The organism is Lysinibacillus sp. fkY74-1 (genome assembly GCF_053165895.1).
Map to the genome: position 1 here is coordinate 3,498,800 of NZ_CP170173.1, position 25,092 is coordinate 3,523,891.

18 protein-coding genes and 1 other annotated feature are annotated in these 25,092 nt (G+C 36.8%); of the genes, 9 read left to right on the plus strand and 9 right to left on the minus strand.

What is annotated here, in order from left to right; all coding sequences use genetic code 11:
- Positions 1-153: 153 nt before the first annotated feature.
- Positions 154-2,001 (minus strand): asparagine synthase (glutamine-hydrolyzing), encoded by a 1,848-nt coding sequence (gene asnB, locus ACE1MS_RS17145; RefSeq protein ID WP_012295715.1) that lies wholly within the window; start codon positions 1,999-2,001, stop codon positions 154-156.
- A 286-nt stretch (positions 2,002-2,287) separates the two neighbouring features.
- Between asnB and ACE1MS_RS17150 the strand changes: the two genes are divergently transcribed.
- A complete protein-coding gene (locus ACE1MS_RS17150; protein ID WP_012295716.1) occupies positions 2,288-3,541 on the plus strand; it encodes a BaiN/RdsA family NAD(P)/FAD-dependent oxidoreductase in 1,254 nt (417 codons plus the stop codon).
- A gap of 40 nt (positions 3,542-3,581) precedes the next feature.
- Here the strand turns inward: ACE1MS_RS17150 and ACE1MS_RS17155 are convergent, their stop codons facing one another.
- From ACE1MS_RS17155 to ACE1MS_RS17180, 6 genes are all read right to left on the minus strand, one after another.
- Positions 3,582-4,274 (minus strand): AIM24 family protein, encoded by a 693-nt coding sequence (locus ACE1MS_RS17155; protein ID WP_012295717.1) that lies wholly within the window; start codon positions 4,272-4,274, stop codon positions 3,582-3,584.
- A 268-nt stretch (positions 4,275-4,542) separates the two neighbouring features.
- Positions 4,543-5,811 (minus strand): L-lactate MFS transporter, encoded by a 1,269-nt coding sequence (locus ACE1MS_RS17160; RefSeq protein WP_447402510.1) that lies wholly within the window; start codon positions 5,809-5,811, stop codon positions 4,543-4,545.
- Between the two features lie 762 nt (positions 5,812-6,573).
- Positions 6,574-7,479, minus strand: coding sequence for a DMT family transporter (locus tag ACE1MS_RS17165; protein ID WP_036164679.1), 906 nt, complete (start codon positions 7,477-7,479; stop codon positions 6,574-6,576).
- A gap of 169 nt (positions 7,480-7,648) precedes the next feature.
- Positions 7,649-8,860, minus strand: coding sequence for an amidohydrolase (locus ACE1MS_RS17170; RefSeq protein ID WP_036164683.1), 1,212 nt, complete (start codon positions 8,858-8,860; stop codon positions 7,649-7,651).
- Positions 8,857-10,107 carry an amidohydrolase family protein gene (locus ACE1MS_RS17175; protein WP_036164686.1) on the minus strand — a complete coding sequence of 417 codons (1,251 nt, stop codon included), beginning with the start codon at positions 10,105-10,107 and terminating at the stop codon, positions 8,857-8,859. Before ACE1MS_RS17175 ends, ACE1MS_RS17170 begins: the two co-directional genes overlap by 4 nt.
- Positions 10,108-10,149: 42 nt before the next feature.
- Positions 10,150-11,709, minus strand: coding sequence for a glutathione ABC transporter substrate-binding protein (locus ACE1MS_RS17180; RefSeq protein WP_447402511.1), 1,560 nt, complete (start codon positions 11,707-11,709; stop codon positions 10,150-10,152).
- A 181-nt stretch (positions 11,710-11,890) separates the two neighbouring features.
- Here ACE1MS_RS17180 and ACE1MS_RS17185 point away from each other — a divergent pair, with 181 nt between their 5' ends.
- From ACE1MS_RS17185 to ACE1MS_RS17220, 8 genes are all read left to right on the plus strand, one after another.
- The gene (locus ACE1MS_RS17185) at positions 11,891-12,793 is read left to right on the plus strand and encodes an ABC transporter permease (RefSeq protein ID WP_012295723.1); all 903 of its coding nucleotides are present in this window, start codon (positions 11,891-11,893) and stop codon (positions 12,791-12,793) included.
- A gap of 14 nt (positions 12,794-12,807) precedes the next feature.
- Complete coding sequence (nikB, locus tag ACE1MS_RS17190; protein WP_012295724.1) at positions 12,808-13,728, plus strand: nickel ABC transporter permease; 921 nt, start codon at positions 12,808-12,810, stop codon at positions 13,726-13,728.
- 14 nt (positions 13,729-13,742) lie between these two features.
- Complete coding sequence (locus ACE1MS_RS17195; RefSeq protein ID WP_447402512.1) at positions 13,743-14,756, plus strand: ABC transporter ATP-binding protein; 1,014 nt, start codon at positions 13,743-13,745, stop codon at positions 14,754-14,756.
- Entirely contained in the window at positions 14,753-15,745 is a 993-nt protein-coding gene (locus ACE1MS_RS17200) for an ABC transporter ATP-binding protein (RefSeq protein WP_036164692.1), read from the plus strand. The genes ACE1MS_RS17195 and ACE1MS_RS17200 overlap by 4 nt, the downstream gene beginning before the upstream one ends.
- A 37-nt stretch (positions 15,746-15,782) precedes the next feature.
- Positions 15,783-16,535 carry a sensor histidine kinase gene (locus tag ACE1MS_RS17205; protein ID WP_198695852.1) on the plus strand — a complete coding sequence of 251 codons (753 nt, stop codon included), beginning with the start codon at positions 15,783-15,785 and terminating at the stop codon, positions 16,533-16,535.
- A 38-nt stretch (positions 16,536-16,573) separates the two neighbouring features.
- On the plus strand, positions 16,574-17,272 hold the full coding sequence (locus ACE1MS_RS17210) for a response regulator transcription factor (protein WP_012295728.1): 699 nt from the start codon (positions 16,574-16,576) through the stop codon (positions 17,270-17,272).
- Between the two features lie 4 nt (positions 17,273-17,276).
- A complete protein-coding gene (locus ACE1MS_RS17215) occupies positions 17,277-18,533 on the plus strand; it encodes a hypothetical protein (RefSeq protein WP_012295729.1) in 1,257 nt (418 codons plus the stop codon).
- A 654-nt stretch (positions 18,534-19,187) separates the two neighbouring features.
- Positions 19,188-20,369, plus strand: coding sequence for a NupC/NupG family nucleoside CNT transporter (locus ACE1MS_RS17220; RefSeq protein WP_031416438.1), 1,182 nt, complete (start codon positions 19,188-19,190; stop codon positions 20,367-20,369).
- A gap of 144 nt (positions 20,370-20,513) precedes the next feature.
- Here the strand turns inward: ACE1MS_RS17220 and leuS are convergent, their stop codons facing one another.
- The gene (leuS, locus tag ACE1MS_RS17225; protein ID WP_012295731.1) at positions 20,514-22,931 is read right to left on the minus strand and encodes a leucine--tRNA ligase; all 2,418 of its coding nucleotides are present in this window, start codon (positions 22,929-22,931) and stop codon (positions 20,514-20,516) included.
- An 85-nt stretch (positions 22,932-23,016) separates the two neighbouring features.
- Positions 23,017-23,227, minus strand: a binding site (T-box leader).
- Positions 23,228-23,292: 65 nt separating this feature from the next.
- Positions 23,293-25,035: a SulP family inorganic anion transporter gene (locus ACE1MS_RS17230; protein WP_031416439.1), complete on the minus strand. Its 1,743-nt coding sequence runs from the start codon at positions 25,033-25,035 to the stop codon at positions 23,293-23,295.
- Positions 25,036-25,092 lie beyond the last annotated feature (57 nt).

Below are 25,092 nucleotides of genomic sequence, written 5' to 3' on the forward strand. Positions count from 1 at the left end.
ATAAGTAAACCAACTGTAATCTTAACATATTTATAGGAAATGAGACGCATAAAAACAACAAAAAGTTCATTTAAAAGTATACTTGATGAAAAAAGACCTGAAAATAATCGGTGAGGATTACAAAAACCCCACCGATTAAAGCTCATTTCATTATTACATGTCCACAAAGAACTTTTTATACCATACTAGGAATACATAGGCTGTCCAAATATAACGGCCACGGTTTGCTTTTCCTTCATAGTGTTCATCTAGATAGCCAACCAATTGTTTTGTATCAAAGAATTCATTGGCAAAGTCAGTTGTAAACATTTCTTTTACCATATTGTAGTATTTCTCTTCACGCAACCAGTGGCGAATTGGCACTGGGAAGCCTAACTTTGGACGTTTTGCCCATTCTTCTGGTAATTCTTGATGTGCAGCTTGGCGTAGAACATATTTTGTATCAATGTCGTTGACACGATATTGAGATGGAATATTTTTAGCTAATTCCATAACTTCTTTATCTAAGAATGGTACACGTAATTCAATCGAATGCGCCATACTCATCTTGTCAGCTTTTAATAAAATATCTCCTGGCATCCAAAGATTTAAATCTAAGTATTGCATTTTCGTCACATCATCTTCGCCTGGTACTTCGTCATAAATACGTTTTGTAATCGATTTTACAGATGGTGCATTTTTATAGTCAGGCTTTAAAACATTAATCGCATCTACTTCATCCCAAACTACTGCTTCTCCTATAAAGCGTTCTTCTACCGTTTGACCACCTTTAATGAGGAAGTTAGTATATTGGCTTTTAGGTAGAGCTTCTGCTATTCCCCGTAACGTTTTACGAACACCCCATGGAAGTTTTTCATATTTTTGCATTCTTCCTGAGTTTTGATACCAAGAGTAGCCACCAAAAATTTCATCCGCTCCTTCACCTGATAGGACAACTGTTACATCTTTAGAGGCTAGCTCTGAAAGGAAGTACAGTGGTACAGAAGAAGGATTCGATTGCGGCTCATCCATATGCCATTGGATTTTCGGAAGAGCTTCAAAGCACTCGTCTGCTGTAATATATTTACGTTCATTTTGAATATTTAGTGTATCCGATAAATCTTTTGCGAGGTTCGTTTCATTAAACATATCTTCATAATCAGCAAACCCAACTGAGAATGATTTATCGGGACGCAATAATGAAGTAATATAACTTGAGTCAATACCCCCCGATAAGAAAGAACCAACTTTTACATCACTGATTTTATGTGCCTCTACTGATTCTTTAACAGTTGTACGAATTTCTTCAATGTATTTTTCAATGGAAGCTTCTTTTGCATGGAATTTTTTATCCCAATATTGCACAATTTGCTTTTTGCCATTTTGAATAAGCATATAGTGTGCTGGTGGTAATTTAAAGACCCCTTTAAAGAAGGTCTCATCCATCGAAGAATATTGGAATGTTAAATAAGGACGTAATGCCTTTTTATTTAATTCTTTAATAAATGAAGGATGTGGTAAAAATGATTTAATTTCAGAACCAAAAATAAACGTACCGTCTGTTGTATGTTCAGAGTAATACAATGGTTTAATGCCAAAGCCATCACGAGCAATGAATTGTAAATCATTCTTTTTATCCCAAATACAGAAAGCAAACATACCACGTAGCTTTTTCACAAAATCTACACCGTATTCTACATAACCATAAATAATAACTTCACTATCTGATTGCGTTTTAAAGGTATGTCCTTTTTCAATCAGATCTGCACGTAGCTCTTGGAAATTAAAAATTTCTCCATTAAATACAAGCACAATATTGCCGTCTTCACTATATAGTGGTTGATTCGCTACATCCGATAAATCAATAATACTTAATCGTCTGAATCCTAACGTTACTGTATCGTCACTATGAATACCACCACTATCTGGCCCGCGGTGAATAATTGTATTCATCATATTTTCAATTGTTTGATGATGATCAATCACATTTGTTCCATTAATATAACCTATAAATCCGCACATTCTATTTTCACCTCATAATTTAGTGCATAACCTTTACCATAATAGCATGAAAAGACATTCATTTCATGCTGACAATGCTAATAAAGGAAACTTTCATCGATATAATTGTATAATAAAATTTATTGTGTTTCATTCTACTATAAAATCCCCTTCTACACGAGGGAAGGGATAAAGAATTATAAAACACTTTGCTAATATTTTCAATGTCAAAGAAGCCCCTCCTCTATATAGACTTCATGTATAATAGGAAAGATTCCTAAATTGAAAAGAAAGTGAGTTTCTAACTATGTATGATGTAATCGTGATCGGTGGTGGCCCATCTGGTTTAATGGCGGCGATTGCTGCTGGAGAGCGGAAAAAGAAAGTTTTATTGTTAGAAAAAGGTGCAAAACTTGGCAAAAAATTAGCCATTTCTGGCGGCGGGCGCTGTAATGTGACCAATCGTTTGCCTGTTGAAGAAATAGTAAAACATATACCTGGTAATGGCCGTTTCCTTTATAGTCCTTTTACCGTTTATAATAATGAAGATATTATCGCATTTTTTGAAGGGCTTGGTGTGTCTTTAAAAGAAGAGGATCATGGTAGAATGTTTCCGGTATCTAACCGAGCACAAGATGTTGTCGATGCGCTAATTCGTCAGCTTCAACGTTTACATGTTGAAGTTCGTTTACACACAGCCGTTAACAAGCTTGTTATGGATGAAGAAAAAATTTTGGGTGTGCGCCTTGCAGATGGCTCAGAAATTCGTAGCCAAGCCGTCATTGTGGCCGTTGGTGGCAAGGCTGTCCCACAAACAGGCTCGACAGGTGATGGCTATCCATGGGCAGAACGGGCTGGCCATACAATCACAACATTATTCCCAACAGAAGTCCCTGTCATATCGAAAGAGGACTTTATTTTATCACGTGAACTACAGGGTCTTGCATTGCGTGATGTTGCTGTCTCTGTGCTAAATAAAAAAGGTAAGGTACTCGTTACCCATCAAATGGATATGCTCTTTACGCACTTTGGCTTAAGCGGTCCTGCCGTTTTACGCTGTAGCCAATTCGTTGTGAAAGAATTAATGAAAACAGGCTACGAGCCCGTGACAATGCGTATACAAACTTTAACTAATTATAATGAAGAAACATGTCTCCAATATTTAAATAAGTTGATTAAAGAAGATCCGAAAAAGGCTGTGAAAAATGCTTGGAAAGGTATTGCTCCTGAACGTTGGCTATTATTTTTATGTGAACGGGCCAATATCGATGTACAATTAACGGGGGCTGAATTATCCCAAGATAAAATTCGTCACCTAGCGCGTTTACTCGTTAACTTCACATTGACGGTAAGTGGCACACAATCACTTGATAAAGCATTTGTTACGGGCGGTGGTGTCTCCGTAAAAGAAATTGAACCAAAAACAATGGCTTCAAAGAGAAAAGAAGGATTATTCTTCTGTGGTGAAATTCTAGATATTCACGGCTATACAGGGGGATATAATATTACCTCAGCCTTAGTAACAGGACGCATTGCAGGTATGCACGCTGCATTAAAATAATAGAAGAAAAGCGTGTCCGGACAAAACGGACACGCTTTTTTTAGCTTTCACTAGACATATATACTTCCTCAAATGGTTGGATAATGACAAAGCCCTCACCCGAAAACGCCATCTGGATTGATTCGCCACTCCCACGACCGATAAATGTACGGAAGCTGATATCTGTTTTAAACTCAGGTGTTAAATTACCTGACCACGCAACCGTAGCATGTGGATCAGTATATACTGTTTCGCCAGGTTTTACTAATAAGGTTAATGGTTCGAAATGTGTTGTAATCGCTACTTTTCCTGTACCTTGTAACGTTACATTAAATAAGCCACCTGACATGATGCCAGCCATTTTTCGCATTAAACGTATATCCCAGTTGATGCTAGGCTCAAATGCGAGCAGATCATTACCATTAACGCAGAGACTGTCATTTTTCAAATCGAAGACGGTTACTTTCTTGCCTTGATCTGCTAAATAAAGTCTACCCTTCCCGCTCGCTTTCATCAATTGTGTACCTTCACCTGTTAAAGCCTTCTTAAACATCTTACCAAGTCCGTGCTCCAATACGCGCTCACGTTCGAATTTAATGTCTCCTGTATAGGAAATCATTGCGCCCATTTTGGACCATACTTCACCGTTTAAATTTACCTCTAATACACGCTCAGTTTCCAATTCAAAATAATCATTTTCAAGATCATCCTGCTGTGTTTTTTGAACAAATTCATCTAAAGAAAATTTCCCCATAGTAAATCCCTCCCTAAATACTTTATATACGATTACCCTTGAGAAAAGATTCAAATTTTAGCTGTTTATCCCTTATCTCCTCTTTCGTTACAAATTTTCTCTTTTAATAAAGAAATCTTTTTATTTCCAGTAATGGTATTGACATCAGAAATGCGCTGTTATACATTAAATAAGTAATTGAATATTGTTATATAACAACAAAAGCAAAAAAATAACTATATAAGTGCCACGTGCGAAATGACACCTATACAGTTATCCCAAAAATATATTATTGAGTAGCGGAAACGTCTCCAACATTTTGTGCCGCTTTTAAAGCTGTTTGTTTACGTACATCTGCACGTAATGTTAATGAAATGATTAATGAAGCAGCGATTAAACCTGCAAATACATAGAATACAGGAATATAGCTTCCATAAGCATTTTTAATTGTGCTTACTAACAACGGTCCGAAAATACCACCCAATGACCAAGTTGTTAATAAATACCCATGAATAACACCCAGTTGCTTTGTTCCAAATAAATCACTTGCAAAAGCAGGTAAATTTGAGAACCCTCCACCATAGCAACTAACTACTAAGAAAATAAGTACTTGGAAAATAATTACGTTTGTAGTATGTGGTAAAACGATAAATGTGATTAGCTGTGCTGTAAAGAAAATAACAAAAACATTTGAACGCCCAATATAATCAGACACAGCCGCCCAGATTAAACGACCACCACCATTAAATAACCCCATGATTCCTACCATCGCTGCTGCTCCTGCGACTGATAGGCCAACAATTTCCTGCGCCATTGGTGAGGCAACAGATATCATCATAATTCCTGCTGTAACATTAACTAAATGCATAGACCATAGCATCCAGAAATGCTTTGTTTTGACAGCCTCACGTGCTGACATAACTGCTAAATCTTTCTTTACTACTCCTTTGCCGTTATCGGCTGCTGCCTTCATATTAGCTGGCATATAACCAGGCTTAGGCGGCGCTATATATGAAGCCCCTAAAATCATTAACGTGAAATAACTTGCACCTAAAATAAAGTATGTTGTAGAGATGCCAACTGCCTCCATTAAGTTTGCTGCCACTGGTGCAGTAATCAGGGCACCAGATCCAAACCCAAGTACGGCCATCCCTGTTGCTAGACCTCGTCGATCTGGGAACCATTTTACAAGCGTTGATACTGGCGCAATATAACCAATCCCCATACCTAATCCACTTAGTACACCATATGTTAACCAGTACAACACGACAGAATCCATTGAAATCGCTACACCTGCACCAGCTTGTCCTGCTCCAAATAAGACAGCTGCTACCATCGCCGATTTACGTGGTCCCATTTTCTCTACTAAACTACCAAATAATGCAGCTGAAAACCCAGCAAGCCCCATCATAATGGTAAAGGCAACCGTTACCTTTGTTTCACTCCATCCCATTTCTGTGACAATCGGTAGCTTGTATACACTGTATGCATAGGCTCCACCGATTGAAAGGTGAATAGCGATTGCAGATAATGCAATTAACCATCTATTTTTATTCATAAATTCTCATTTCTCCCCTCTTTTGCTACCTGTGAAAATTCTATGAACGTCCATGTAAAACAATTTACCACTTAGAATTATTCAAATGCAAGATGTTTTTCTAAAAAATATTATTTCTCCAAAAAGTATTTTGTTTTCCCATTAGTGTATTTCATCACATAACCCTTACAGTCTCTAAGCAGAACAGCGTTTATCCTACAAAAAACATTACACCATTTAGCTATTATTACTTTTCTACTCTATTTTATAAATAACTATTAATTATATTGAGATAATTATTTTTGTGCATATTTTCACATTCACTAGATGTATACGTCTCTTTTCACCATTTCTAACAGTACCTCTCTATCACTTAAAACGAAGCAGACGCTAAAGATATAATGTAGAAATTTTTAGAATAAGAGAGAAATTTACAATAGAAACGAACAAAATTTTCATCATTAAAAATAACCTTAAAAATATAATAACGACTGTTTTTTTACTTATATTTGTAAAATGATATTTTTATAACAATACATGGAATGTATAATTTTTAAATCACTTTCAATATCTCTACATTTTTATTATTCAAATATATATTTTTTCAACTTAAAGTTGAACACTCAACACTCTGTAACAGAATAATTCGCTTCTATCAGGTGACAAACATGCTAGAACAAGACCCTTTTTTAAGACATATTATTTTTTCAAAAAAACAATATATACAGAAAAAAACAGCATGCTAGAAACATTTCCAACATACTGTACGGAAAAAAAGATTGTTTAAGTTATTTTTCTTTTCATAAAAAGTAAAGTTCTTATTTCCTTATAGTAAATACATAGTAGAATTCCTAGTAAAATCAATAAGGAGCCGTATATTTGGACACTTGTAGGAAATTGCTTTAAAAAAATTGCACTTAATAGCATTGCGATAGCTGGCTCAAAATTCAATAATAGCGAAGCATTCGTTGAGCCAATCTCCTTCATTTTTTGATTCCATAATAAATTACTAATCCCATGAATAATAACCGCTGATAAAATGAGTAGAATCCAATAAGGGTATGCTACTTGCCAATTTGTTTGTGTCCACATTGTAAACGAAAATGGTACAAGCACTAGCAAACCGATTAAGTTTGTATAGAAGGTGATGGACTGAGCTGACAATTTCAGACTGAGATGATTCACAATAATAAGGAATAAGGCAAAGCTTAGCATCGTTATTAAACTTAGCACCTCCCCCTTCCCTATAGAAATGGTGATGAGGGCTCCCTTAGTAAGGATGAGGCCAACTCCTACGAACGAAATGATTGCACCTAGCCAAAATATACCGTTTCGTGATTCCTGATACATCATTTTATTAAGCAAAGACGTGACAATCGGTGCGCAGGCTAAAATTAAAGCCGCGGTAATAGGAGAGGTATGCTGAAGACTTGCGTAAAAGCTAAAGTGATTGATGGAAACACCTAGTATCCCTGCAATGATTAGTAATAGGAGGTCATTGCGTGTTAATCTTGTACGAATAATAGCCTTCCAACTAATGCAGCCTAAAAATAGGACAATGACAATTAATCTAAAAATGGCAACCATGATCGGAGACCAATGTTCAATTAAAATAGAGCCAATAATAAAGTTACTGGCCCAAAAAAATACACAGCTAAATAAAATCATATAGATTGTTAGTTGCTTCATATTTATCACACCTGTATATAAGAGACTTCTACATCGTTAATGATGAATTCTTTTAAACATCTACTTCCCTTTCTTGTATTTCTTCCTATCTATTAAAACATAAGTATAGCAAACTAGAAAATTTTCTAGTTTGCTATGTAATCTAAATAAGGGGGATTTAGATTGATACTTAATTGATAAACTTGCCTTTTGACATCACCACCCGTTTGGATGGTTTACGTGCAATGACTTCAGCGCTAGAAATGGCGTCAAAGAAAACAAAGCTCGCTTCATCTTGCACGTTTGGCCAAACCTTTTGACCATTGCCATCCAATGGTGTGACACCATTTGTAATATATTTTAAGGTTTGTCGAATAGAACGCTCATCTAGCTTACGTGTATTATCTGCAAAAGTTGTTGCTTTTTCTAAAATATCTCCCGAGCCATTTGGACTCCATGAATCATAAAAACCATCACAACCAAAGCGAACATCTACTCCATGCTCTGTTAGTAAGTCAATCGGTGGGATTAATCGTCTCAAATCAAATGGCACCGTTGACATAATTTTTACTTGCTGTTGTGCTAGACGATCTGCAATTTTGTGCTGTTCCAAAGCCGATACATCTCCAAGTGAAAAGGCGTGACTAATAGCCGTTCTCCCCTGATAGTTTGCATCCTCTACAATATCTATCCATTTATCGATTGTATAATAACCCACATGGCCTCCATCATGGAGGTGAATATCAACATCTACGTTAAATTCTTGTGCAATATTCATTACTTCATAAAGAGAAGGCTCAATCGAATTATCTATGCCAGCAGGATCTAGCCCACCAATCATCGTTGCCCCATTGCGCAAGGCTTCACGTAATAATTTAGGCACATCGTCTCTTAGTAAGCCATGCTGTGGAAAGGCAATAACTTCTGATGTCACAACATCTTTATAATCTTCTAATGCCTCTAGTACACCCTCTAAGTTTTTTAAGCCAATGTACGGATCGATATTGACATGTGTACGGATATGATTGGCACCATTATTGAGAATTTTCTCAATCATGGCTGTTGCTCGTTGTTTACCAGTCGTTGCAAGAATCGATAATTCTTGTGCTTCACGAGCCAAGCGTTCCTTTAAGTTCTTCACAGGCACGCATGCTTTCCACGGTAAGGACAAGTATGTCTTATCTAAGTGATTATGCATTTCTTTAAAGGCTGGTAATAGCAGCTTCCCTTTCATATCTGTTACTTCATCTAGAGAATCAATGGTTTCTGTTGCTGGTACCATTTGAGAAATAAAGCCATCTGTAATTTCAAGGTGAAAAAGCTCCACCTTTGTACCGACAGTACCATTTTCTTTTAGATATTCTCCTGTTTCAAGTAGAACATTTGTAAGCCAGTGCTTCATCTGTATTCTCCTTTCAACTCTCCAATTTCCTGTTGGTGAATAATATATCCTTGTGAAATAACTGTAGAAATAGGGCATCTTCTTGCTACAACATGTGCAGTACTAATTCCATCTACTAAAAGCATATTGGCTTTATCACCAACCTGTGGCCAAACTCGTTCTCCTGCATCATTCAATGGTGTAATGCCACCCGAAGCATATTTCCAAGCGCGACTTAATGAATATTCATCGATAAAACGGAATCTCTCCGCCATTACATTTAATTTCATAATAGTGTTTCCTGTACCATAAGGAGACCAATGATCTGTTAAACTGTCATGTCCAACAGAAACGTTTACACCATTGTTATAAAGGTATGGAATCGGTATCGTCGAGCGATTAATATCCGTTGGTACCGTTGTTGTAACATCCATTTGAACAGCAGCCATTGCCTGAACTAAGTTCTCTAATCGCGCTTGCTCTAAATCCGCAAGCGCCATTGCATGACTAATCGTAACTTGTCCTTCTTTTTTCGCCTGTTTTGTTAATTCTATTAGTTTATAAAATTCAAATTCACCTAAAGTATTAGCTGTATGAATATGAATATCTATCCCTGCATGGTAGTCTTGGGCAATGGCCATCGTTGTTTGCAATGACTTCTCAATATTTCTATCTACAATGGATGGGTCAACTCCTCCAACAAGCGTTGCACCCATTGCCATCGCCTCACGGATAAGTCCCTCCACATTAGAGCGCAGTAAACCATGCTGTGGGAAAGCCACAATATCATAAGTAATTTGATTTTGATATTTTTCTAGTACTTGCTTTGTAATTTCAATATGCTTGGTTCCAATTTGTGGGTCCACATTACAATGCGACCGTATATGTGTATGCCCTTGTGAAATTAACCACTTGACCATTTCCTCAGCCCGATAAGCCGCGGTTGGTAATTGTTTAGGAAGCAGTGTTTTTTCTTCCTCAATGCGCGTTAATATCCCTTTTGTAATAGGTCTTGGCGCTTGCCACTCCCCACCAAAATAAGTTTTATCAATATGAATATGCATTTCTCGGAAAGAAGGGACTAATAATTGCTTCTGAGCATCTACTATTTCAACATTGCCATCAACTACTATATTTTTATCTACTTGTTGAACATATCCATCTACAATTAGAACATCATAAATAGCAGTACGAGTTGCAACAATGCATTCATTTTCATGCTCAAATGCCTCTTCTAATCTCACATTTTTCAGCAGTAATTTATTCATAGTTTCCTCCTCATTGGTATTTTTAGGTTTCACCAAGTTTGATTATTCTACAATTTCAACGCCACTAATCATCGTATAGTTTGACGCATCTAACCAGAACCCTTTGACAGCATTACTATAAACAGCTAAGTGCTCGTAGTTTCGAACTGGAATATAAACAGCATCATCTAACTCCATTTGCATTGCTTTTTTGTAGATTTCATTACGTGCCTCTTGATTTGATTCAGAACGTCCTTGCTCAATTAGCTTGTCTATTTCTGGATTTGAATAGTAGAAATGGTTTCCAGGAGGCCCCATAGAAGCAGTATGGAATAGATTAAATTGGTTATAATCAGCATCGCCAGTTGCATTACCCCAGCCACTAATAAATATTTGGTGTTGTTCTTTCGTAATTTCAGAAATAAATGCGCCGTATTCCATAACTTGAATTTCAACGTCAAGACCAATGCCCTTCAATTGAGATTGAATAACCTCTGCCATATTAATACGCTCTTTACGGTCGCTCGTTAGTAATTTTACTTTTGTTCCTTCTTTAACACCCGCTTCCTTTAATAGTTCTTTTGCTTTGACTACATCGTAATCATATGGCTTTGTCTCACTAGAGTAACCGATAATTTTTGGACTCATTGCGGAATTTGCAAGTGTGCCAACATTATCATAAATACCACTAATAATTGCTTCACGGTCTACTGCATAACTAACTGCTTGACGTACTTTGACATCAGATAACAGTGCATCTTTTACATTGAAACCGATAAATTCTACTGCCAGTCCTTCTGCTCGGAATAGATTCATAGTTGACGAATTTTCAATACGATCAATTTCAGTTACTGGTACTTGCTCAGCGATATGTGCTTCTCCACTTTCAATCATTGCTAAACGTGTAGAGTCCTCAGGTACTACTTTAAATGTTACTTTATCTACTTTTGGTACCGTACCCCAGTAGTCCTTATTTGAACTTAATGTAATTTCTTGACCCGTTTTCCAAGAATCAAATACAAATGGACCTGTCCCTACTGGATGTGTTGCTAATTGATCTCCCTCTTCTGCAATAGCTTTCGGGCTAATCATACTACCTTCCTGACTTGCTAAAATTGATAAAAGTGGTGCATAAGGCTCTTTTAATTTCAACGTAACCACAAACGTATCGTCTACTACTACTTCACTAATCATTGATAATTTATCACGCTGAGGTGACCCAGTCTCAGGATCTAAAATGCGATCGAATGTAGCTTTTACAGCCTCAGCATTAAAATCTGCTCCATCATGGAATTTAATACCTTCATTTAAAATAAACGTCCAAGTGACATCATCTTTCTGTTCCCACTCTTTTGCAAGTAATGGAGCAATTTTACGATCTCTATCAAAAGCAACAAGTGTTTCATATACTTTGCCATGAATAATATTCGCTGACGGAATATCTGTAATAAAGTGAGGATCAAGGCTTGTTGCATCTGATGCTCTTAAAACAACTAATTCCCCTCCTACACTTTTAGCCTCCTCATTGGAACCCTCTACACTCTTATTACTAGCAGTTGAGCACGCCTGCAAAACTAGAACAGTAATGAGTGTCATGAATAAAACAAGCTTCATTTTCTTCATAGACATTTCCTCCTTTTATGTTGTGGTCCTTACATTTCGAATTATAAAGAAATAAAATTCACTTGTTTTTTAAAATTTTTACTTGTTTTTTAAATTTTCTGACTAATACTCCCTATAATATTTACATTCTTTACGCTTTTCACTAAATTGAAAACAAATCAAATAGAAAAGGAGTTTCATTATGGATAAAGTAACTACTACTATCGACCATGCTGTTTTAGTGAATGCACGTAAGGCTTCTAGAAAAAAAAATCTTGTCTCATTCCTAAACAAAATCAAAAAAAATAAGGCTGCCGCCGCAGGGGGTATCATCATTCTTCTATATATATTGATGTTTCTTATCGGGCCAATTATAGCTCCTTATGATCCATTCGATGTTCAGTTAGATCAAAAATTACAAGGACCAAGTTTAGATCATTTAATGGGTACAGATGACAAAGGACGAGATATTTTAAGTCGAATATTATATGGCTCCCGTTTATCGATTGGTGTTGGTATTTCAGCCGTGTTGTTTGGCGGGACAATTGGGACAATCCTCGGCCTTATCTCAGGCTACTATGGAAAATGGATTGATTCGATTATAAGTCGTATTTTAGATATCATGCTTGCCTTTCCTGGTATATTACTAGCTTTAGCAATTGTCAGCGCATTGGGACCAAGTCTTATTAATGTAACTATTGCTGTTGGATTCTTCTCGATCCCTATGTTTGCCCGTATTGTCCGTGGATCGACAATGGAAGTAAAAAAATTAGAATATATCGATGCTGTGAAAACTCTTGGTGCAAATGATATGACCATATTACTCAAGCATATCTTCCCGAATATTTTATCACCTATTATTGTCCAAGCATCTATGCGTTTAGCAACAGCCATTTTATCTGCAGCAGGTCTGTCATTCTTAGGATTAGGTGCACAACCGCCATCGCCAGAATGGGGTGCTATGCTATCCAATGGTCGGGATTTTCTTTTTACCGCCCCATATATGGCCCTTTTCCCTGGTATTATGATTTCCATCCTTGTTCTAGGATTTAACCTATTCGGAGATGGTTTACGGGATGCTTTAGATCCAAGAATGAAAAATTAAAGGAGAGAAGTTATATGACATTATTTATCTTAAAACGACTTGCTCAAATTATTCCCGTGACACTCGGTGTAACGCTTGTTGTTTTTCTAATTATGCAAATGATTCCAGGCGATCCAGCCATTATTTTAGCAGGTGAAGGCGCTTCACAAGAAACCGTTAATGAATTACGTGAAAATTTAGGACTGAATAAGCCTTTAGCCATTCAGTATACAGATTACATCAAAAATCTTTTACAAGGAGACATGGGTCATTCTTTAAAAAATAATCAACCTGTATTTGAAGAAATTACGGCTCGTTTACCAATTACAATTGAGCTGGCCTTTTATAGTATTTTAATCACCATTGTTCTTGGGCTTATTGCCGGCATCATCTCAGCAATCCGCCCTTATTCCTTCATGGATGTTGGTTTAATGATTGTGGCATTATTAGGAATCTCCCTCCCTAGTTTCTGGTTAGGTATTTTATTAATGTATGTTTTCTCCGTACAGTTACATTGGCTACCTGTTGCAGGCTGGGAAAGTGCTAAACATATCATTCTCCCTGCGGTTACACTCGGCGCAGGTGGTGCTGCCATCGTTGCACGTATGACGCGTTCAAGTATGTTAGAAGTTGTCCATCAAGATTATATTCGAACAGCTAAAGCTAAAGGCTTAAAAGGTTACATTATCATTTTAAAGCATGCATTACGAAATGCCTTAATTCCAGTTATTACAGTAGTAGGCTTACAGTTTGGTAGTTTACTTGGCGGCACAGTATTAGTAGAATCTGTTTTCGCCGTGAACGGATTAGGTCGAATGATTGTCGATGCGATTCGCACACGAGATATACCAATCGTTCAAGGCGGCGTGCTGGTCGCCTCATTAATATTCGTTTTCATCAATCTTTTCGTCGATATTTTGTATCGAATCTTTAATAAACGGATGGATTTAAACTAGGAGGGATAAAACAGATGAAACAAGATACAGTGTTAGAAGTAAAAAATTTACAAACTTATTTTTATTCGAGTGAGGGAGTCGCTAAAGCTGTGGACGGTGTTTCTTTTACACTTCAAAAAGGAGAAACACTTGGCATTGTCGGAGAATCTGGTTGTGGGAAATCCATGACTTCCCTATCATTACTTCGATTAGTCCCTTCACCCCCTGGCAAAATTATTAATGGTGAAATTCTTTTAAACAATACAGACATCTTGAAATTGTCGGATGAAGAATTACGTAAAATTCGAGGCAATAAAATATCAATGATTTTCCAAGAGCCAATGACAAGCTTAAATCCTGTGCTATCCGTTGGCGAGCAAATCGCTGAATCCATTCGTTTACACCAAGGTTTATCACGTAAAGAGGCATGGCAAAAAGCGGTAGATATGATTCGCCTAGTTGGAATTCCAGCACCTGAAAAAAGAGCGAAACAAGAGCCGTATCAGCTAAGTGGTGGAATGCGTCAACGTATTATGATCGCGATGGCACTTGCTTGTACCCCAGATGTTTTAATTGCTGACGAACCGACGACTGCCCTCGATGTAACCATTCAAGCTCAAATTATTGATATTATTCAAAATTTGCAAAAGCAGTTAGGAATGAGCATTCTCTTCATTACCCATGATCTTGGTGTTGTAGCTGAGATTTGCGATAAAATTGCCGTTATGTATGCAGGGCAGGTTGTAGAGGAAGGCACAACTGATAGTCTTTTTGAAAAACCATTACATCCTTATACTAATGGTTTAATTCAATCCTTACCAAAGCTATATGAGGACCAAGAGGAATTATCTACTATTCAAGGAACCGTCCCAAGTCCTTATCATTATCCAAGTGGCTGCCGCTATGCAGAACGCTGTCCATTTGCTACAGAATTATGTCGTGAAAAACAGCCTGAACTTCTTACGATTGAGCCAGAGAAAAAGGTAAGATGCTGGATGTACAGTAAGGAATGGCAGGGAGCAACACTTATGGAGGAGATGACCGTATGATAAAAGAGCAGCAAGCACAGCCACTATTACAAGTAAATAATTTAAAACAACATTTTTCCTTAAAAAAAGAAAAACTCTTCGGTCCACAGCAGGTGGTTAAAGCGGTGGACGGTGTTTCTTTTGAGATTATGCCCGGTGAAACACTTAGTATTGTTGGAGAATCTGGCTGTGGTAAATCAACGACAGGTCGCTCTATTTTAAGATTAGACGAACCTACATCTGGAGAAGTGTTATTATTCGGCAAAAATTTAGTAACGATGAATAAAAAAGAGCTGCGAGTAGCGCGCAAGGACATTCAAATAATTTTCCAAGATCCGTATGCATCTTTGAACCCAAGACGCACTATTCGCAAAATGTTAACAGAGGCCATGTCTATTCAAAAAATAGTTCCTCCAGAGCAGCAAGAGGCACGCATGATCGAATTAATGTCACTTGTCGGACTGCGACCAGAATATTTGGAGCGTTATCCACATGAATTCTCTGGTGGGCAACGTCAACGTATTGGGATCGCAAGAGCACTTGCCGTCAATCCCAAAATTATTATTTGTGATGAATCGGTTTCTGCCCTGGACGTATCTATCCAAGCACAAATTTTAAATTTATTGAAACAGCTACAAAAAGATTTAGATTTAACCTTTTTATTTATCTCACATGATTTAAGTGTAGTGCGCCATATATCAGACCGGATAATGGTTATGTATCTTGGAAAAGTCGTGGAAATTGCGGATAAACCATCTCTTTTCACACAGCCACATCACCCTTATACAAAAGCACTATTTTCATCGATTCCAGTCATCGATAAGGAGCATCGTAAGGAACGGATTATATTAAAGGGAGATCTACCGTCACCGTTAAATCCCCCGACAGGCTGTAGCTTCCATACACGTTGTCCGTTCGCTACAGATAAATGTAAAGCAGAGGTGCCCGCATTACGGGAAATTACCACAACACATAAGGTAGCTTGCCATTTTGCAGAAAATTTAGTTTAATGTAACTTACACTTATAAATTCAATGGAGAGGTCATTATGTTACAACTAGAAACCTTCAACATATATATTCTCCTATGTGTAATCGCTCCAATTATTGGAGCTTTTCTGCTTACTTTTATATTTATTTTCGAAAAACAAATTGATAGCCTAGAGGAAGAAAAAAGAAATTTAGAGCTGAAGCAAGATTTACAAAGAGCTAATATTCTTCAGCTAAATCAGCAAATACAGCCTCATTTCTTTTTTAACGCATTAAATTCATTACTGAGCCTAGCCCGCATCAATCGAAAGGAAGATTTGGTGGCGGGCATTGAAGCCTTAGCAACGTTTTTTAAATTTAAATATAATAATCATGAGGTGTTAATTGCTTTAAAAAACGAGGTGCTATTTGTCGATAGCTATTTAAATATTCAACAGCTACGCTTTGGACATCGTTTGACGATCCATAAGTATGTTGATGATGCAGCCTTATCTGTACAAATACCACCATTTATTCTCCAGACCATTATTGAAAATGCATATAAACATGGCTTTGAAAAGCATATAGGACCGGCAGAACTTTCCATTTATATAAAGAAAATGGACAAGTTTTTATTAATTGAAATTAAAAATACACAGCCATCAGAAAAGATAGAAACGGCTATTGAGCAAGTAGAAGATGAATTGCAGCAAGGTTATGGTCTAGAAAATATAAGAAAACGACTCGAGCTTATTTATGGACTCGAAAGTATTTTATTTTCAATTCAAAACGATCAACATTTTTACACTGTAACAATCCATGTTCCCGCTTAGGCTTTCTACTAATTTGAATGCGAAAGGAGAATCTCAACATGAATATTTTAATCGCAGATGATGAACCTTTAGAGCTTGAGCAAATGATTTATTTATTAAAGCCACATTTCCCTAATTGGACATTCCATACTGCTCAGGATGCCTCACAAGCACTGCAATTAGCTAAAAAGCACCGTATGACTATCGCCTTTTTGGATATTCAAATGCCTGGGAAAGATGGAATCACCTTAAGTAAAGAATTAAAAGGACTTTATGATGTAGACATTATTATGGTAACTGCTTATCAGACCTTCGAATATGCCCAGCAAGCATTACGTATCGGGGTGAAGGACTATCTAACAAAACCTGTTATTGCAAGTGAATTAAATGCCATTGTGGAGAAATATAAAGTATGGAGCTCTAATCACGATGCGATACAAAGTGCTCTTTCCTATATTCATGAAAACTATCATGAAAAACTGAGTTTAAATATTATTGCCGAAAAAATCCATTTGAATCCTAGTTATTTAAGCCGTAAGTTTTTGGAGGAGCAATCCATCGGCATTAATGAATATATTAATAATTATCGCCTAGAGATGGCCGTGAAGAAAATAGGTGAAAATCTGGATGCTAGTATGTCAGCAATTGCTGAGAGCTGTGGTTTTAATAGCCAGCACTATTTTAGTGTAGCTTTTAAGAAAAAATATAATCAATCACCTCGTCAATACAAAACATCTAAAACGAGTAAAGGTAATTGAAGGTATGTTAAAAAAATTTTCATTGCTTGTACCATTTGCTAGTTTAAGCACAGCAGCAGGTGTCATCATACTTTTAGCTAGATGGATTAATGGTAATTTATTATTGTCCTCTCCTTCTGCCCTTATTTCTTATGGCTTTATGGCGGGCATTTGTTATACATTCGCAACAGCTATATCTTTTATGGTACTGGGTTCATTATTAAAAAAGAGTGATTACACACAAAATCAGCATACACAAAGCTTTTTACTCTTTACGATACAAAAAAAATTGAGTGGAATGAATTTAAAAGTCATACGATTTTTTTACCTTCTGACAGGCATCGAACTCTGGTTAATTCAATTAATAAGTATTAGTGTGCTTTCAGAAATTATGTTAACGATACCGGTCCCCATTACACTATTTTTATTTTTGATGGGGATGTTACTGCTGGACCGCATTATGTCTGTGAAAAGTATATTGTGGCTAGAGATTTTATTTATTATCTCTCTATTTTCTTTACTTATTTTTATACCCATTTATTACTTTGTCCAAAATGGGGCTAGCACCGTTTATGAAGGTATTCGCTTATATCACCCTTATTTATTTTACTTTAAAAATAGCGAAATCCTGCTGTTCTATGTCATCATTCAACTAGCCGTCTTAGGACAAGTTCTTTTTGATAAATCAACATGGTATTTAATCGCTTTTATTAAACCTAAAAAGGTACGTCGTAGCCTATTTTCATCAGGTGTGATTTTAGCTTTATTAACGCTATCCTTTACAGCTATTTTAATGATTGCTTTATATAGTGGCTCATTTGGTCAGTTCCAAGTTCTAATTTTTACGTTTTTATATGAAGTACAGCCAGGGTTTTTGACATTTGCTTTCCTTGTTATTGCACTGTTGGCCGTTGTTACAACCCTCCTTGTAGATTTGCGAGCAACCAAACGATTTTTTGTGAAGAAAAGACCCTACTACTTTTATTTAATAGGTCTACTAGGCATCTTATTTACCTTTTTCTTATCTGTAGATTTAACGATTTTAGGAGTTATTTATTCTTTCGCATTTCTACATATTACCATGCTACCATTTATGTTCATTCTTTTATTTACAAATCGTCATATCCATAAATATACCTGGCTTGTCATACTGTTATCCATCATTATAGGAATCGGTGTTGGTTTAATCTTCAATGCTCTTTACGGATTAGCAACTAGCATGATGATTTCTAGTATTTATCTATTAATGCTTCAGACTGAAACGGAAGATAAAAACGCCTGAACTCCCAAAATAGCGGGTTCAGGCATTTGTTTTACATTTATATACGTCTTTTAAAGAGAATCTTTGCTCGATGTAATCCCAGTTGACATAGTAGGTGAAATCTATATTTTGAACAATTTCTGTAGCTAATCGTTCAGTCCTTTACATACTCGTAAATAATTTTCTTTATGCTCCTCTTCCTCTAAATGCTTCCACCCTAACACCTCCTTATTGGTGGTTCCCTTAAAAGAAATATCATTTCAAAGTATACTTTTAATTCAAACGATGGACATAATATTTCAAAAACATCACACAATAAAATGGGAATCGACGTTTGTAGGAGATTCCCACTATTAAATTTATGTTAACAACTTTAAGCAAGACAAAGTTTTGTATTCATCCATTCAGGGAAATCATCATTTAAGAAAGTCTAAAAAAAATATGATTTAGTTGTTTTGATACTGGATTTTTCCTTCTTGTATGCCGAGTCGCATACTTTTTTTCTTTTAGCTCTTGAATAGCTAGTTAAAAAACTGTTATAGTGAGATTGTTTGTCTGACGTCTGACAAATTAAAATCTTTGGCTGCTCTGAAATTTTTTAGAAAAACATAATGAGCGAAAGAGCATTTGTTGTCTTGGAATCAAACGCCCTAAATTATACTTATGGAGGAATTTATGAAATACTTAATATCCCTTTGTGGATTGTTACTTGTTTTTGGCTTAGCTCTGTTAATGAGTAAAAACAAAAAAGAAATAAAATATAAATATATATTGATTATGTTAATCATCCAATTTATATTAGCAGCTTTACTATTAAATACAACGTTTGGTTATGTACTAATTAAAGGAATAACAAATGTATTTGATCATTTATTATCCTACGCAAATACAGGTATATCATTTGTTTTTGGTGGTATAGCGAATGAAGGAGAATCCCCATTCTTCTTAGGTGTCTTATTACCAATTGTTTTTATATCTGTGTTAATTGGGATTTTACAGCATTTCAAAATCCTTCCTTTCCTTATGAGATGGATCGGCTATTTTTTAAGTAAAGTAAGTGGCATGGGAAAATTAGAGTCCTATAATGCTGTTGCTTCGGCAATGGTAGGTCAATCTGAGGTTTTCATTACAGTAAAAAAACAACTAGACAAGGTTACTCCTCAGCGTATGTATACATTATGTGCATCAGCGATGTCGACCGTCTCTATGTCAGTTGTTGGCGCGTATATGACAATGATTGAGCCTAAGTATGTCGTAACGGCGATTGTTTTAAACTTATTTGGTGGTTTTATAATTGTTTCCATCATTAATCCTTATACTGTCAAAGAAGAGGAAGATATCTTAACCATTGAAGACGAACAAAAGCAAGCTTTCTTCCAAATGCTTGGTGAATATATTATGGATGGCTTTAAGGTAGCCATCATTGTTGGAGCGATGCTTATCGGTTTCGTAGCATTAATGGATTTAATCAATTCATTGTTTGATATGATTATCGGTGTTTCTTTCCAAGAAATATTAGGCTATATTTTTGCACCAATAGCTTTCTTAATGGGTATCCCATGGGCAGACGCTGTTTCAGCTGGAGGAATAATGGCCACTAAATTAGTAACGAATGAATTTGTTGCTATGATCAACCTTGGCGATGTCTCAGAGTCCATGAGTGAACGTACACTAGGCATTATTTCGGTATTCCTTGTATCCTTTGCCAACTTTTCATCCATTGGTATTATTTCAGGAGCAGTTAAAGGGTTAAATGAAAGACAAGGAAATGTTGTTGCACGATTTGGCTTAAAATTGCTTTACGGAGCGACACTTGTAAGTATTTTAACGGCAATAATTGTTGGCTTGATTATTTAAGTTGAAAGTCATTTTGTTATTTAAACTGCACCTACATCTATCTGTTGGTGCAGTTTTTTATAACATTAGGACTTTCTCTAACATAAAAAATGTACATCACTAAAATTTAATTTAGTCATGTACATCTTTATTAGTTATATCAATTTATTTAACGACAATATTGACAAGTTTGCCTGGAATAACGATGACTTTTACTAAGTCCTTTCCTGCCATATATTCTTGTACTTTTTCATCAGCAAGTGCTACTTTTTCAATGTCTTCTTTTGAAGCATCTTTAGCTACGACAATTTTTGCACGAACTTTACCAGCAACCTGCACTGCTACTTCTACTTCATCATCTACAAGTTTCGACTCATCATATGTTGGCCATTGCTCATAAGAAAGTGTTCCTTCATGACCTAATAAGTTCCATAGCTCTTCTGCGATATGCGGCGCAATTGGTGCTAGCATTTTAACAAAGCCTTCCGCATAAGCTGTTGGGATGACTTCAGCTTTATAACAATCATTGATAAATACCATCATTTGTGAAATAGCCGTGTTAAAGCGGATACCTTCATAATCCTCTGTCACTTTTTTCACTGTTTGATGATATGATTTTTCTAGTGTTTTATCGTCAGACACTTGAATTTTCGCTGAGATCGTTCCATCCTCTTCATTGACAAGTAGACGCCAAATACGGTCTAAGAAGCGACGTGCCCCATCTAAACCATTTGTAGACCAAGCTACAGAAGCCTCAAGTGGTCCCATAAACATTTCATATAGACGCAATGTATCTGAACCATGTGACTCAATGATTTCATCTGGATTCACGACATTGCCCTTAGATTTAGACATTTTTTCATTACCTTCACCAAGAATCATACCTTGGTTAAATAATTTTTGGAAAGGCTCTTTCGTGTGAACAACACCTAAATCATATAGAACTTTATGCCAGAAGCGAGCGTATAGTAAATGTAGTACAGCGTGCTCAGCCCCACCAATATAAATATCAACTGGTAGCCATCGTTTTAGCAATTCTGGATCTGCAATTGCTTCTGTATTAGTAGGATCGATATAGCGTAGGAAGTACCAGCTAGAACCTGCCCATTGCGGCATTGTATTTGTTTCACGACGGCCTTTTTTACCTGTCGCTGGATCTACAACGTTTACCCATTCAGCAATATTTGCTAATGGTGACTCACCAGTACCCGATGGACGAATATTATCTGTTTTCGGAAGCATTAATGGTAGCTCCTCTTCTGGAACAGGAGTGATGGTACCATCTTCCCAATGAATCATTGGAATCGGTTCACCCCAGTAACGTTGACGAGAGAATAACCAGTCACGTAGACGATAGGAAATTTTCTTCTCTCCTACGCCTTTTTCCTCTAACCATTCAATTGCTTTAGCAATACCCTCTACTTTATTTAAGCCATTTAGGAAATCAGAGTTAATATGTTGCCCATCACCTGTAAACGCTTCTTTACTGATGTCCCCACCTTCAAGTACAGGAACAATGTCTAAGCTAAATGCTGATGCAAATTCATAGTCTCGTTCATCATGTGCAGGAACTGCCATAATAGCACCTGTTCCATAAGACACTAACACATAGTCTGCAATCCAAATCGGTACTTTTTTACCGTTAATCGGATTTACTGCATAGGCACCTGTAAATACGCCTGTTTTTTCTTTCGCTAAATCTGTACGCTCAAGATCAGATTTCATTTTAACCTTTTCTAAATAATCCTCGACTGCTTGGCGTTGTTCAACTGTAGTAATTTGTTCTACTAATTTATGTTCAGGTGCAAGCACGCAATATGTAGCACCAAATAATGTATCAGGACGTGTTGTAAATACCGTGAAGTTTTCATCTGTGCCATCAATACCAAATGTTACTTCTGCACCTTCCGAACGACCAATCCAGTTACGCTGCATATCTTTAATAGACTCTGGCCAATCAACTTCCTCTAAGTCATCAATTAAACGATCTGCATATGCAGTAATTTTAAGCATCCATTGCTTCATTGGTCGACGTTCTACTGGATGCCCACCACGCTCTGATTTGCCATCAATTACTTCTTCATTCGCCAATACCGTACCAAGTGCTGGACACCAGTTAACAGCTACTTCATCCACATAAGCTAAACCTTTTTTATATAGCTGAATAAAAATCCATTGTGTCCATTTATAATACGCTGGATCAGTCGTGTTAATTTCACGATCCCAATCATAACTAAAGCCTAGCTCTTGAATTTGGCGTTTAAAGGTCGCAATATTTTTCGCTGTAAATTCTGCGGGATCATTTCCTGTATCAAGTGCATATTGCTCCGCTGGTAAACCAAATGCATCCCAGCCCATTGGATGTAATACATTGTAGCCTTGCATACGTTTAAAGCGAGATAGAATATCTGTCGCCGTATATCCTTCTGGATGTCCTACGTGCAAGCCTGCGCCAGATGGATATGGGAACATATCTAGTGCAAAGAATTTAGGCTTTTCTGTTTCATTTTCAGTTTTAAATGTTTTGTTATCAGCCCAATATTGCTGCCACTTTTTTTCAATTTGTTGATGATTAAAACTCATTTTTTTTCCTCCTTCAATGAATCTGCTGTTCTCCGTTAGAATTGACAAAATATTTAAAAAATAAAAAAACTCGCCCCTTCCTTATAGAAGGGACGAGAGAATTAGCACTCCCGCGGTACCACCCAAATTAGTGATTACACTCGGCTTAAGCTTCCTTAACGCGGAAGAAACGACACGCGCTATTTCACGCGGGCAGACTCAGTAGGCGAGTTCGATTTGCTTTCCTACTAGCTCTCACCAGCCGCTAGCTCTCTAAAAAGAACCACAAATCTACTATTCCTCATCACAGTCTTTACATGATATTGCATTTATTCTAATGGAAAGTATTGAAAAGCACAAGCCTTTGTTTACAGGTTACCCATTACTGAACAATTAAATCCTTTTTTTCCTCAGATTTTGATAAATCTTTGCATTCATGAAAAGCAAAATGCTGACATCCGATACATTGAGTTCTGTCCAAATAGTTGAGGGCTCTTGAAATCGCTTCTCCTGTATGCTGATAAAAATGATGCGCTCCTATTTTAGCGTAAAGACCATTTTGCTGAAGGGCAACCTTTAGGTCATCCTGCACCCCTGTTACCAAAATATTACCTCCCTGTGCTGTAAAGTTGTCTATAATATTGCTAAAATATGCTTCCCCTGTAGAGTCCATAAAGGGCACTTTCCCCATGCGTAATATCAAAACTCTTGGTCGCTGTTGTAAGGTGCCTTCAATCATTTGTTCAAATCTTTGTGCTGCACCAAAGAACAGCGGACCTTCGATGGTATACATGCTTATTTGTGGACAATCATGCTGTTGATGAACGACATGAGGCTGTACCTTCTCACTTTTATTCGAATGATCTGGCAGTACCTTTGTCACAACAAGCTTTTCACTCATTCGTTTCGCAAATAATAGCACGGCTAACACAAGCCCCACTTCAACAGCTAATGTAAGGCTAGTAAATACGGTTAATAAAAAGGTAATTAATAAAACAAGCGAATCTCCAGATTTCAACTTTATAATATGAGAAAAATGCTTCCGTTCACTCATATTCCAAGCAACTACCATTAATACTGGTGCCATACTTGCTAAAGGTATATGTGAAGCATATGGCGCTAATAACAATAATGTAAGTAATACAAACACACCATGGATGATACCAGACATTGGGGATACTGCCCCAGTTTTAATATTAGTTGCTGTACGAGCAATCGCACCTGTCGCGGGTATTCCTCCAAACATAGGCGTTACGATATTGGCAATTCCTTGTCCGATTAGCTCTCGATTACTATTATGCTTGCTATTAGTCATTCCATCTGCCACGACTGCAGATAACAAAGACTCTATACCTCCAAGCATTGCGATGACAAATGCTGGTCCAATGAGCTGCTGTAGACGCTCAAATGTCATAGTAGGTAGTGCAAAATTGGGTAATGTATTAGGTATTTGACCATAGGCTGTGGCAATCGTAGCCACTTGTCCTGAAAAAAAGAAAGTCGCCACAAGAGTGGAGACAACAATCCCTACCAATGCCCCGGGAACCTTTGGAAAAAATTTAGGTGTCATTATTATGGTGATTAAACAAATGACTGCCGTTAAAATACTGTAAATATTAGTAGTACCAATTTGCTTTCCTATCTCTTGAATATTCGCTATAAAATACTCATGTCTTGTCATATTGCTTAAACCTAAAAAATTGGCAATTTGACCTGTAAAAATAATCACCGCTATACCCGCTGTAAAACCGATGGTTACAGGGCGAGGGATAAATTTGATTAAAGTCCCTAGCTTAAAAATACCCATTAAGCAAAGCAATACCCCTGCCATTAAACCAGCCAGTAATAAATCCTCATAACCATACGTTAGGACAATTCCTAAAAGAATTGGCACAAAAGCTCCTGTGGGCCCTCCAATTTGATATTTTGATCCACCAAAAATTGAAATCAGAATACCTGCAATACAAGCCGTATAAATGCCATATTCGGGCTTTACTCCTGATGCAATAGCAAAGGACATAGCAAGTGGAATAGCAACAATTCCAACAATGATTCCAGACAATAAATCCTTTTTAGCATGATGGACTGAATACCCTTCAAAACGTCCTGTAAACAGCGACTTCATAGATAAATCTTCCCTTCCCAATAATAAGCAAAGCATAACTTTTCCACATTATGGAGG